This is a genomic window from Nitrosomonas sp. PY1, from assembly GCF_022836435.1.
GTDB lineage: Bacteria > Pseudomonadota > Gammaproteobacteria > Burkholderiales > Nitrosomonadaceae > Nitrosomonas.
Genome location: NZ_BQXC01000001.1, coordinates 495284 through 509057, shown reverse-complemented (window position 1 = coordinate 509057; position 13774 = coordinate 495284). Strand labels below are relative to the sequence as shown.

Sequence of the window (13774 nt, the reverse complement as noted above, 5' to 3'; positions counted from 1 at the left end):
CTGTAAAAAAATTTATGGAGTAAAGCATGACTCGAATGGTTAAATGCATCAAGCTTCAACTAGAAGCAGAAGGCCTAGACTATCAAACATATCCCGGTGAATTAGGCAAACGAATTTATGAGAACGTGTCCAAAGAAGCCTGGAATCAGTGGATTCAACACCAAACTATGTTGGTCAATGAAAATCGATTGAATCTTTCAGATATCAAAGCCAGGAAGTACTTAGCCGAACAAATGGAAGCACACTTTTTTGGCAGCGGCGCAGAACAACCAGCCGGCTATATCGCCCCACAAACAAAAGATTAAACCTTATGCCTGGTAACTTTATTTCTTGCAACTCATAGATCAATTTAACTTGCCATTATCTCGATAAAAAAATAACCCACTATAAAATTTATCACCATCCTATTTGTTCTTTCACGTAATATCTATCTTAAATAAGACACTTATCAAAAAAGATTAGAAAAGTTTTATTGCGTTTTATAAAAAAATAAGTATAATTAATAATTATTCTCATTAACATTATTAATAAGCTTATCGGGGTTATTCTTAACTGCTTTTATAGCGGAGCGCTAGATATTATGTATGTATGTATTTGCAAAGGAGTAACTGAAAATAAATTACGTGAAGCAATTCATCAGGGTGCTGATCGCATGCGGGACTTGAAAAGCACGCTGGGCGTTACAGAACAATGTGGTCGATGCGCATGTCATGCTAAGCAAGTATTGGATGAAGCCTTATCTGAGAAATCGCAATTGCTGCATAACATGCAACCTCATTCAATTTGCGCCTGCGATACATACGTTTAGTTAAATTTGACACATGTTTCCTTACTTGTGTTAAATTTAGCGCGTATCTTCACGCTGTTTGTGGGTTTGCTGCTCATACATAAGTAAAGTACTTTTCTATTTTAATGGTTTTTTTCTAATACCACTTTCATCAAACTTGAAGAAATATTCAAGATATTTACCAAAACAAGACTTCATTCTCCTCGTCCATCAATAAGATATCGTTTTTTGAATTTATTTTCCATAAGATTCGCACTGTTGAATGATGCTCGTATTTAATATTTGAGCCTAGAAAGTGGGTAGAAGTAAAAAATAAAATCATCATGACTATGCTAAGCTCTACCCATAACGTTTCGTTTCGTTACATTTTATTTTTTCTAAGTTTAGCAATAGCGGTAGTAGCATATCCTTTACGTGCGGATACACCCGATGCACAAAAAAACCTGACGCGTACATACCAGATATCGGCAGGCTATTTAAGCGATGCTTTAAATCAATTTTCTCGACAAGCCAATATCAAGCTCGATATTGATTCGGCAATCTTGGAAGGTAAGGTAACATATGGATTGGAGGGTAATTTCGATATCAAATCCGCGCTAGATCAGCTACTAACGGACTCTGGTTTACAAGCTATTCAAAGTGCCGATGATAGTCTTCGCTATACTATTCGAATTAAATCCGATGCTCCGGTCGAACCAGCCGTTACTACTCTACCTTCTATTGTAGTTACTGCAAATAACACCAATCGCTATGCAATCGCCAGCACCAGTTCGGCCACAAAAACCAATACATTGCTGCGTGACACACCGCAAGCCATTTCGGTAGTTACCAAAGATTTAATCAAAGATCAATCCATGCTCAGCTTGAGCGATGTAGCTCGGTATGTTCCAGGAGTAGGTGTATCACAAGGCGAAGGTAATCGAGATGCACTGGTTTTTCGTGGTAATCGGTCTACTGGAGATTTTTTTATCGATGGTATTCGTGACGATGCTGAGTATTATCGTGATCTCTACAATACTGATCGCGTCGAAGTATTAAAAGGTGCCAATGGCATGATTTTTGGTCGTGGAGGATCCGGTGGAGTTGTCAATCGTATAATAAAGGAAGCCAACTGGAGTCCAAGTAGAGAATTCTCATTCCAAGGTGGATCATACGATCATATGCGTATGACTACCGATGTCGGTTATGTCGTTAATGATAAGGCTGCATTACGTCTAAATGCAGTATACGAAGACACAGGAAGTTTTCGGGATGGTGTACATTTGGAACGATACGGTATTTCACCGACTGTTACATTCAAGCCAACAAATCGCACTAAAGTTGTCGCCGGCATGGAAAGGTTTCACGATGATCGCGTTGCTGATCGCGGCATTACATCGGTTATCGGTCGTGTTGGGGAAATTACCGGCCCCGTGGATGTCCGCAGGTCGCAATTTTTTGGCGATCCTAGACGTAGTCGCGCCGATATTGATGCCTTGTCATTCAATTCCTTCATCGAACACAAATTTGAGTCTGGAATCACACTACAAAACCGAACCAATTACACAACATACGACAAATTTTATCAAAATGTATTTGCAAGCGGTGGTCTTAACTCATCCTCATTTGTTCCCATAAGCGCTTACAATAACGCGACAACGCGCGATAATGTATTTAATCAAACCAACTTTCTCTATTCACTGAACACCGGCCCCATTTCGCATACCTTAATGGCCGGCGTGGAAGTTGGTCGACAAGAAACACACAATCGACGTGAAACCGGGTTGTTCAACAGCAGAGATAATTCATCAACTAGCATATTGGTACCTTTAAGTAATTCGGTGACTCATGTGCCGATTTTTTTCCGTAACCGAAATTCCGGCGGTGACGTAGATGCATTCAACCGCAGCGTTTTGAATGTCACATCTCTTTACATCCAAGATCAAATAGAAATTATCCCGCAATTACAGGTTATCGCAGGTGTGCGCTACGATTCGTTCGATATCAATTTTCAGCAAAAGAATGGTCTGCATGATCACTTAAAAAGTAAGGATAATCTGATAGCTCCTAGATTCGGGGTTATTTTAAAACCCTTCGATCCGATCTCATTCTACGCCAGCTACAGCCAAGCCTACGTACCTCGAGCCGGAGATCAATTGACTTCACTCAATGTCACAGTAGAAACATTAAAACCCGAAAAATTCACCACATTAGAAGCTGGTGTCAAATGGGATATCCGACCTGACTTGGCACTGACCGGAGCCGTTTACCAACTAGATCGCAACAACGTCATCACTTCAATCGTCGGAGGTCAAAGTTTTCTATCTAAAGGCCAACGCACTCATGGCGTTGAAGTCACTTTGACGGGTCAACTCACACCCAAGCTTAGTGTTATGAGTGGTTACGCCTATCAAACCGGGAAACTCACTAGCGATGTTTATGGGGTAGCCGAGAAAGGCGCTTCTGTCGCCGAACTTCCACACCATGCTTTTTCCGCCTGGAGTCGCTACGATTTCACGCCGAGAATTGGCGCAGCATTTGGCGTTATCTATCGCGGCGATATGTATGCTTCCCTGACAAACAGAGTGAAATTACCTGACTTTACGCGAGTCGATGCCGCATTGTTTGCGCAATTGTCAAAAAGCTTCCGCGCACAATTAAATATCGAAAACTTACTCGATACTAAATACTTTGTTTCAGCACAAAACGATTTCAATATTTCTCCAGGCGCTCCTATTCTAGTGAGAGCGTCATTGATTGCAAATTTCCAGTAAATAATTTACATCTCAATAGGAAATTGATCGCGCACCAATCATTTCTACTCAGTTTTTAACTTTATCTCTGTCTCGTATATAATGCAATACTGATTGGCATGATTAATTGCCAAAACCGATTTCCGAATTGAGTGCCGAAATTCATTTGATAATCGTACTCAGTAGTTCGCCAACAACAATGATCCTGCGATCACTCGACTGAAATTATAAAAACACAACCCAATGAATGTTTTTTATGAAGAAGCCGGCACTTTCAAAGTAGGCGCCGTATTGCTCGACAATAATTCTTCGCTACAAGTTGAAGCAATTCATGGCAAGCGCTCTAAAATTAAAGCAAATTCAGTGTTATTGCAGTTTGAAACACCCTCCTTGTCGGAGTTTATGCACAATGCACAAAAATTAGCCGATGAACTGGATGAGAGTTTTCTCTGGGAGTGCAGTAAGCAAGACGCCGAATTTTCCAATACCGACCTAGCCACAGAATACTTTGGCCATACACCGACAGCACTTGAATCGGCTGCAACACTGCTATTACTTCAAAGTGCGCCTATGTATTTTTATAAAAAAGGCCCAGGACGCTATAAGGCAGCTCCTCCTGAAGCCCTGAAAGCTGCCTTGGCCAGTAAAGAAAAGAAACGACAACAAGCAGAACAGCAAGCGTATTACGAAAAACAACTCAGGTGCTTTACATTACCAGAAGAGTTTCAACAAAAAATTACCAGCTTGTTGTACAAGCCTGACAAAAACTCGATCGAATGGAAAGCCCTTGAAGTCGTGAGCTTAGAAACAAAACTGACAATACTTGAGCTACTGAACAAATGCGGTGCGATTCCATCCACACACGATTATCACTTTAATCAATTTATTTTTGAACATTATCCAGACGGCACTGATTTTAAGAATCTGCATTTTCAGGATGTTACCAATGATTTCAATCACTTACCTATTTCAGATGTTACTGCATTTAGTATTGATGATGCGACAACAACAGAAATTGATGATGCTTTTTCTATTACCCAACTGCCTTTTGGAAGTCTCCGCATAGGTATTCATATAGCCGCACCAGCACTTGGAATAGAACCTGAGTCTCCGTTGGATAGATTGGCTGCAACACGTCTATCGACAGTTTATTTGCCAGGTAACAAAATCACTATGTTACCCGATAGCACCATCCATCATTTCACGCTCTGCGAAAATCGACTACGCCCAGTAGTGTCGCTTTACCTTAATGTATCGGATGACTTTAGCATCGTGAGCTGTGAAAGCAAGCTAGAGAGAATAAAAGTCACCGCAAATTTACGCAGCAACCTACTAGAAACACAATTTAACGAAACAGCCTTAAATAAAGGGGAAATTCTTCACCCATTTAGCACGGAATTAATTTTATTATGGAAATTTGCCTGCAAAATGGAAACTTCGCGTGGCAAAGCCAATGAAAATAATGACAAGATCGATTATAGCTTTGAAATACAAAATGATCGTGTCTCTATCAGCGAGCGCCGGAGAGGCTCTCCCATTGATAAAGTAGTATCTGAGCTGATGATTTATATTAACACCGAATGGGGTAAGCTACTCAGTGATGCGGGTATTACGGGCATTTTTCGCAGCCAAAACAACAGCAAAGTAAGAATGAGTACATCTCCTGCGCCACATCAAGGATTGGGTGTTTCACAATACGCTTGGAGCAGTTCTCCTATGAGGCGCTATGTCGATTTAATCAATCAGAGGCAAATTATCTCTCTATTGCGTAACGAAACACCCTTCTACAATAAAGAAAATACCAATCTTAGTGTGACAATTAATGATTTCGAAACAAGCTATGGAATTTATAATGAATTTCAACGAACTATGGAACGATATTGGTGCTTGCGTTGGTTGCTACAAGAAAACATGGAAACCATCAATGCACAGATCATTAAAGAAAATTTGGTAAAATTTGACCATCTTCCATTCATTACTCGGATAGCTTCATTACCCGAAATTATGCCTGGCTCTTATGTCAAACTTAAATTATCTAAGATCGATTTACTTGAACGAAGCCTTCATGCTGAATTTGTTCAGAAAATTAATATTTGAATTGTTCATGAGATAACACGCTCATCATCTATTACAATCACTTTCTTCCTAAGCACTGATTTTTATTTATCACATACATTAAATGAAATCTGTACTAACCGTTAGCTCTGAATACTTCAGAAACAGTCGCATATTGACTGCCATGACTATTTCTTTGTTTTTACATCTGATAGCTCTGGTTGGGTTGACTTTTCAATTCCCAAAACCACTACATAATAAAATCAGTACATCATTAGAAGTCGTACTAGTCAATAAGCAAACACCGACCAAACCCACCAAAACACAGCTTCTTGCGCAAGATAATCTGGATGGCGGTGGCAATACTGATAAAAATCGGCAAGCGAAAACACCATTCCCTATACTTCCCAAAAACAAGCCATTGAGCAAAGAAGCCGCCGCACAGAAAAAAGTGGAGCAACTTGAGGAAGAAACCAAAAAATTGATGGCAGCAGTAAGTACCAAACCAGAAATTAAACCAATCGAGTCACCCAAAGATAAACCGGATAACACTTCAGATCCAGTGAGTGCAATTGATGCCCATGAATTATTATCGCGCAGCCTGGATATTGCCCGATTAAAAGCGCAAGTTGACCAAGATTACGATGAATATCAAAAACGACCGAAACGAAAATTTGTCGGTGCACGCACTAAAGAATATCGATTTGCACGCTATGTCGAAGACTGGCGTATCAAAGTTGAACGGATAGGCAATTTAAATTACCCAGAAGAAGCAAGGAAGGGAAAATTATATGGAAACTTACAGCTTACCGTCAGCATTCGAGCAGATGGAAGCTTAGAAAGTATTGAAATTAATCGCTCTTCCGGCAAAAAGATTCTTGATAATGCTGCCATTAACATCGTCAAATTATCTGGACAAAACGGTTTCGCTCCGTTCCCTCCCAATATTAGTCAAGATACCGACATCTTACATATTACCCGCACATGGGTATTTGCTCCATCCGATACATTAATCAGCCGATAATGACGCTCGATCAGTACGCAGTGATTGGCAATCCCATCTCACACAGCCGATCCCCTCGAATACATACTATTTTTGCGCAACAAACCAATCAATCGATGGCGTATTCAGCAATTCTTGCACCACTGGATCAATTTAAAATTACAGTAATGCAACTCATTCAACAAAACGGTCGCGGCGCGAATGTGACTGTTCCTTTCAAACTGGAAGCCTATCAAATCGCCACTCGATTAACCGAACGCGCATCTCTCGCACAAGCAGTAAATACTTTAAAGTTCGAAAACGATGAAATTCTTGGAGATAACACCGATGGCATAGGATTAATACATGACATTACTCGCAATCTGGCAGTAAACCTAGCCAAAAAGCGCATATTGTTAATCGGTGCTGGCGGGGCTTCACGCGGCGTAATCATGCCGCTATTGCAACAGAAACCTATCCGATTAGTTGTTGCCAATCGTACTTTCGAAAAAGCTAAAACATTACAACAACAATTTGAATGTTACGGAGATATTACTGCTTGTAATTTTGACAATCTATCCAATCAGGTATTCGATATTGTTATCAATGCCACTTCAGCCGACTTGCAAAATACATTCCCTGATATACCTGCGTGTATCTTTGCCGAAGATAGCTTAGCTTATGACATGATGTATCGCGCTGAACCAACCACTTTCTTGAGATTTGCCCAACGATGCGGTGTTAGTCGACTGGCAGATGGAATCGGCATGCTGGTTGAGCAAGCTGCGGAATCCTTTTATGTATGGCGCAATGTATATCCAGAAACACGGTCGATAATTGCAATGCTGAAATCGCAAGCCCACATAAACGAATCTGCTCATAAAAACCAAATTAAATAATTCCAAATAAAAGAATGTTCACGTAATCAAAGCTTTCCTGTAGAATTCATAGTTCAAATTTCATTCTAATGCTCAATTGAATTGATTATTTGAAGCAAAATGTAACAACCCATCAATAATATGACGTAGCCGCAGCCTTTCTTGGATTCGCGTTCTACCTTCAATAACTCAAGTGATTAATCATCTAAAAAAGGAAGTAATTTTATGGCAACAACAAACATACCAGGATACACCTATGGTAGTGCCGATCTAAAAAAATCCCCCCTGTCGATAGACGATTTTGCAAAGCTCAAGCAAGCATCCTTATTTGGTGATGACGACGTTCGGTATTTGAAAATGTCGCATGACATCCTAAAAGATCAAACCGAACAAATCCTGGATGTATGGTACGGCTTTGTAGGTTCCACGCCTTTTTTACTGCACTACTTTACCAATGCAGCTGACGGCACACCGAATATGGATTATCTAGGCGGAGTAAGAAAACGCTTTGGGCAATGGATTTTAGATACCGCCAAAGGTGAATACGATCAAAATTGGTTAAATTATCAATACGAAATTGGCTTGCGTCACCATAGTGCAAAGAAAAACAAAACCGATAATGTAAAATCGGTGCCCATCATTCACGTGCATTATATTTTTGCACTATTAATTCCAATTACCACAACATTACGCCCATTTCTTGAAAAGGGTGGACATTCCCGTGATGATGTTGATCGCATGCAAGACGCCTGGAGAAAATCTGTTTTGATGCAAGTCATATTATGGTCTCAGCCTTACATCAAAGACGGTGAGTTCTAGAGCAAAGCCCTAAACCATTCACGGTAAATAAAAACACCCATTCATCTGAATCTGATGAATGGGTGTTTAATTTTTTAAGGAATCTTCAGACTGATAGCTTTTTTCTGCGGTTTACTAAAAACCGATGAAACAAGCAGTCCATGCATAAACCCATACAGTAATAATCTATGATCTATGCACTCAGAACATCGAATCTACTTAAACTTAGAATATTCCGTAAATAACCGCACCGATAACAATAAAAGCAGCGGTTGAAATAAAGAACAGTCTCAATACTTGTGCATCTGTTTCTCTTCTGTTGATACCACTTTCGTTTTGCATCCTTTTCTCCTTAATATTTTACAAACTACAAACAACCTCGCTTCTAAAATTTAGAAACGTTTTTCCTACCTTTACATGATCATACCATCGACCATGAACTTCTCACTTGTTTATTACATCCAACCTTAATTGATGTAATAAACAAGTGAGTATAGTCAGTTCACAATGATTTTATATCATACACTCGATACGTCAATCATATTGACTTTTGAATTCTAACTCACATTTATCAACAATGAAAGTATTGAAATAATATCCAGTCACCTTTATGCGCTGTTATAACGTTAAAGAGCTTACATAGCCAGTCAATTCAAGATAGCCTTGTCCAACCGAGCGATTATCTTTGATCAGTTTTACAGCACCTTCCCAGTAAACTGCACCAGTGGATTGCCTAGCATCCAGTTCTTGATCATCCATAAGCGGTATCAATTGCCACTCGATTTCACCTGTACGAACACGCATAGAAACAGGATATATCGCTTCGGTATGCGGTGATTTCCACATACGGATAGGTATAAATTCAATTTCATCGGCAGTAAAAAAACGCATCTCTCCGGAAATCTCTCGAAGTGCAGCATAAGCCCATATTCGATCACCCTTTTTACCGCGAATTTGAAACATCATCAACGCAGAACCATCATTCAGATTTGCGCCTACCCAGTCCCACCCATCCGCATCTGAATCAAGATAAGCTGTTGACCACTCATGATCCAACCAAGCCACTCCGCTCACACGAATCGGTTGGTGATTTCTGAATACTGTACCGGTCGCGCTTAAGTGAGGTTCACTATAGTAATAGCTTGCCTGCTCCGGTTTGGGCCCTTTGCGAGAAAAACCCTGATCGCCTTGCAGCATTGGTTTTTGTGTTGGCCGTAACGATAATTGCAGACCAAAATCTTCCACTCGCATATCCACTTGATAAACTCCATTCTCTTCACGAACCAGAGACCAATCATCCAACTTTACATCCGTATTTCCTTGTTTTGAATAGGCCAAATCAAAACCTTCGCGTGCAGTTTTTTCCCGATGCATTAATCGGCCTACGACAGGATCCGATAGTGCCAAATGTGCAATAATCACATCTTTCGCAGCAAATCGACTCGGATTTTCCGAATTCAAGTCTGTCGCATAGCGAAAAAAAGTCACCTGAAAACCCAATTTCTTTTTATCGTCCGTTTCGAGCCATCCAGTGATATACCACCACTCGAGACGAAAACCCGGATGCGCTCCATAATCGTCCGGAAAAACTAATGAATGCTCAGATAAGACCGGCAATAAGCGCGAAGACTGTACCGAATCATTGACGGTTATTACACTGATCACTAGCAGTAACAAATTGATCAGAATAACAAACCGCTTCTCATTCTTTTTGTGCAATTGCTTCATCACCAATCCTCCCGAACAGCCTGTATTACTTGCTTTGAAACCGCACGTCGCCCTGCCAATAATGCCGTGCCTGTTGCAGTAATCAGCATAACGATTGCGATTAATAGCAACCAACCCCAGGGTAAGTGCATTTGCATTGTCCAATGGAATGATTGCGGGTTAATGATAAAAATCAGAATCAAACTGATTCCCCAGCCGAGCAAAAACCCAAACATAATACCCAAGCTTGTCAACAAACCACCTTCAGTGGCCAACATGAATAGAATTTGGCGTCGCATCACACCAATATGCCGTAGCATGCCGAATTCTTTTGCGCGTGCCAGCATTTGCGCAGAAAAGCTTGCAGCTACACCAAATAGCCCAATAATGACTGCAACCAACTCAAGCAAATAGGTAACCGCAAAACTACGATCAAAGATTTCTAGGCTAATCGCTCGCAAATCGCTCGACCGAGAAATCTCCAGTTCCTTACCAAAAGGTAATTGCCTTAATTGCTCAATGCCTTGTTGCATTGATACATTCGCTTGCAACCACAACGCAACCGTATTCACGATGAAATCACCCGTAACGGTACGATAATCATCCAATTGCATTTGTATCGCACCGAATTGACGCCCGTAATCACGCCAAACAGCCACTACCATAAACTCATGTATACCCGCACCAATCGGTAGCATTATTCTCTCCCCAACCCGATAGCCATATAAATCCACCATGGCTTCCGATACCCAAACAGGTAAAACATTTTCCGGTAATGAATCCAGCGCTATAACCGCATGTGTTTCATCATCAATAATAGGCAATGTATTTCGCGGGTCCATTCGATCAATCGAACGCGCAAATAATGTCACTTCCGGTCTATTAACATCGAATAATACTTGTTGTGTGCGAAAAAAATCCACTCGAGAAAAAGCGGGCAACGCAGAAATCATTTGCTGCGTGTCTAAATCAAAACTACCAAGATCTCCAACAGCAGCAGTGCGCACATAAAGATCAGCAGGCAATACACGATCTAGCCACTGATCAACAGATTCACGGAAGCTTGTTACCATAATAGCCATCGCAACCATCAAGCTGAAACTTGCCAATATACCCCCAAGCGCAATCGACGCATGATTGGATGCATTCTCCAACCTCGCCAAGGATAGAAACCCAACGACACCTATGCGGACACGCCTTCTAAAAGCAGCCGTAGCAGCAAAAAGCCAAGTGATTAAATACGGCATTAAAGCGATGCTGCCAATTAACAGCAACGCAATGGCCAAATAGCCAAAAACCGGTAATCCATTTAAAGCTGGTAATTGCGTGAAGATAACAGCGAAACACAGCCCTATCATGGCAAACAGAGGAAAAGATGTTTTTTTTATGGCTGCATCTTCGCTACCCAATTTCAATGCCAATGCAGGTTTTGCGCGCGCAGCCTCCAATGCAGGCACAATACTTCCCAATAATGTCACACCCAGTCCAACTATAAAATAGATCAAAGCGGTCCAAATTTCAAAATTAATATCAGGTTTAACACCCGGAAAGAATCCACTACCTAATCCCCCTCCAAAGAATTCAATCACACTGACGGCAATCCCATACCCCAATACCACTCCTACAATCGAGCCGAGTATTCCCAGTACCAGTCCTTCTATCATCACTTGCCAAAGTATTTGGTGACGGGTAAAACCCAATACTCGCAGCAACGCAAATTGCTGGCGGCGGCGTATTATCGAGAGCGCTTGTGTCGAAAACACTAAAAAGCTTCCGGTGAATAAAGCCACCAACGCCAGCATATTCAAGTTGACACGATAAGCACGCGACATATTGGCCACCCGTGCTTCTTGATTTTCCAATTCAACAACCGTATAAGATGTTCCTAGATACTGCTCCAACTTATTTTTAAATACAGAATGACTTACGCCGTCTTTTAATTTCAATTCAACACGCGACAACTTACCCAAGTGCTGTAAACGCCATTGCGCTGCACCGATATCCATCACAGCAATACTTTGTCCACTTCTGGCACGCACTAAACCACCTGCAACACGCAATGATACAGACTGTATTCCAACCTGGAATGACAGCGTATCGCCTTGTTTCACTTCCAACCAAGACATTGCCGCTGGTGATAAAAAGATCGCGTCATCCGCCAATCGATCCATTGCCTTGCCTTCTTCGGGAACCCCTAACAAATCGGGAGCAATTTGTGCTGCACGAAACATATCGATCCCGATGACTTTCAACTTGTAATCGCCACGAGCTTGTCGCTTACCAGGCATTGCAATATCCAACTCCAGCACTGGATTGGCTACTGCCACGCCATCATAAGCCGCCAACTGAGGATAAAGCGCCTCATCCATTAAAGTAGTCTTGGCACGCACCAATAAGTCCGACTGTCCAGACAGATTCTTACTAGCAGCAGAAAATTCGTTAAATGCAGCACTATTGAGCAAATGAATCGAAAAACCCATTGCAACACCAATCGCAATCGCCAGCAAAGCAACCAATGCTTGACCGATATGCGACCGCCATTCACCCGCAAGTAGCCAACGGTTTAACATCATTGTGTTTCCAGTTTTCATAAGCTCACAGGATGTAAGCCATCTTTACGCAAATTCATTACACGATCCGTGGTTGCTGCAGCCATATGCGAATGTGTCACGATAATCGCACTTGCATTATTCGCTTTAATTTCAGCGCGTATTAATTGCAAAATCTCCTGCGCGGTATCGGGATCGAGATTTCCTGTAGGTTCGTCAGCCAATATCAACTTAGGGCGATGAACCAAAGCTCGTGCAATAGCCACACGTTGTAATTCACCGCCAGAAAGTTGACGCGGAAAATCCTGCCCCCGTCCCTGCAAGCCAACTTGATCGAGCATTTGTTCTGCACTCTGTAACGATCGTCCATTGAGAAGCAGCGGCAAAGCAACATTTTGCAGCAGTGTCAAATGCGGCAAAATATGAAAAGCCTGAAAAATAAACCCGAACCGCTCACGGCGCAATTGCGTTGCCGCATCATCACTCAATGAAGAAATAGCGATACCATCAATAAGTACTTCTCCGGAATCCGGTATGTCTAAACCCGCAATTAGATTCAGCAATGTCGACTTCCCTACACCGGACTCACCCATGATAGCCACATACTCGCCCGCTTTAAGCATGCAGGTCAGATTATCCAATACCTTTCGTCCTTGCGGGTAAGCCTTGCTAATATTGCGTAACTCAAGAATATTTAAAGACATTGCGGTGTCGCTTCGCTCTATATGAAAAAGAAACGATCAGAAATTCTGCACAACAAAGCAGTGCAAGATTTTTCAGATCACGTTATGCTTAACTGTAACACGTTAAAATAACCGATAGTGCTGCTAAAAATTTGAAATACTTTGCGGTTAAAAATTGCTAGAGACCTTACCCATCGTTGTAAAAATTTAATTTTTGGAAGCACGATCCTAAAAAAGGAGAAAAATCATGCCACGCGCCAGCGCACGTCACATTTTGGTAAAAACCGAAGAACAATGCCAATCACTTAAAACGGAAATAGAAAATGGCGCTAGTTTTGGAGAGCTTGCCAAGCAGCACTCGCAGTGTCCATCCGGACAACAAGGAGGAGATCTCGGTGAATTCGGTCGCGGACAGATGGTAAAAGAATTCGATGCAGTTGTATTCAGTGCGCCAGTTGGGAAAGTACAAGGACCGGTGAAAACACAATTTGGATATCACTTATTGGAAGTAACGAAACGCAGTGACTAACAAACGGAACAAGGTCTTGCTTAAGAAACCAGAGCTTATTGATCGCACTTAGCACGCTTGGTGTGATCAAAACT

General features: G+C 41.5%; 11 protein-coding genes. 8 read left to right on the top strand and 3 right to left on the bottom strand.

The window, feature by feature from the left end:
- Positions 1-26: 26 nt before the first annotated feature.
- The 7 genes from W03_RS02255 (at position 27) to W03_RS02225 (ending at position 8253) form a co-directional block, all read left to right on the top strand.
- The gene (locus W03_RS02255) at positions 27-305 is read left to right on the top strand and encodes an oxidative damage protection protein (RefSeq protein ID WP_244070994.1); all 279 of its coding nucleotides are present in this window, start codon (positions 27-29) and stop codon (positions 303-305) included.
- 275 nt (positions 306-580) lie between these two features.
- Positions 581-808, top strand: coding sequence for a bacterioferritin-associated ferredoxin (locus W03_RS02250; protein ID WP_244070992.1), 228 nt, complete (start codon positions 581-583; stop codon positions 806-808).
- 302 nt (positions 809-1110) lie between these two features.
- Positions 1111-3540 (top strand): TonB-dependent siderophore receptor, encoded by a 2430-nt coding sequence (locus W03_RS02245; RefSeq protein WP_244070991.1) that lies wholly within the window; start codon positions 1111-1113, stop codon positions 3538-3540.
- Positions 3541-3762: 222 nt separating this feature from the next.
- On the top strand, positions 3763-5616 hold the full coding sequence (locus W03_RS02240) for a ribonuclease catalytic domain-containing protein (protein ID WP_244070990.1): 1854 nt from the start codon (positions 3763-3765) through the stop codon (positions 5614-5616).
- An 82-nt stretch (positions 5617-5698) separates the two neighbouring features.
- Positions 5699-6598 (top strand): energy transducer TonB, encoded by a 900-nt coding sequence (locus W03_RS02235; protein WP_244070988.1) that lies wholly within the window; start codon positions 5699-5701, stop codon positions 6596-6598.
- Entirely contained in the window at positions 6598-7455 is an 858-nt protein-coding gene (gene aroE, locus W03_RS02230) for a shikimate dehydrogenase (RefSeq protein ID WP_244070986.1), read from the top strand. Before W03_RS02235 ends, aroE begins: the two co-directional genes overlap by 1 nt.
- 204 nt (positions 7456-7659) lie before the next feature.
- Entirely contained in the window at positions 7660-8253 is a 594-nt protein-coding gene (locus W03_RS02225; protein WP_244070984.1) for a protoglobin domain-containing protein, read from the top strand.
- A 597-nt stretch (positions 8254-8850) separates the two neighbouring features.
- On the opposite strand, the gene W03_RS02220 is transcribed toward W03_RS02225, so the two are convergent.
- Genes W03_RS02220 through W03_RS02210 form a run of 3 tightly spaced genes read right to left on the bottom strand, consistent with a single transcriptional unit; the run spans position 8851 to position 13192 of the window.
- On the bottom strand, positions 8851-9960 hold the full coding sequence (locus tag W03_RS02220) for a carotenoid 1,2-hydratase (protein WP_244070982.1): 1110 nt from the start codon (positions 9958-9960) through the stop codon (positions 8851-8853).
- Complete coding sequence (locus W03_RS02215) at positions 9960-12512, bottom strand: FtsX-like permease family protein (protein ID WP_244070979.1); 2553 nt, start codon at positions 12510-12512, stop codon at positions 9960-9962. The genes W03_RS02220 and W03_RS02215 overlap by 1 nt, the downstream gene beginning before the upstream one ends.
- A gap of 14 nt (positions 12513-12526) precedes the next feature.
- Positions 12527-13192 (bottom strand): ABC transporter ATP-binding protein, encoded by a 666-nt coding sequence (locus tag W03_RS02210; protein WP_244070977.1) that lies wholly within the window; start codon positions 13190-13192, stop codon positions 12527-12529.
- A 226-nt stretch (positions 13193-13418) separates the two neighbouring features.
- Between W03_RS02210 and W03_RS02205 the strand changes: the two genes are divergently transcribed.
- Complete coding sequence (locus W03_RS02205) at positions 13419-13700, top strand: peptidylprolyl isomerase (RefSeq protein ID WP_375792704.1); 282 nt, start codon at positions 13419-13421, stop codon at positions 13698-13700.
- The last annotated feature ends 74 nt before the right edge of the window (positions 13701-13774 follow it).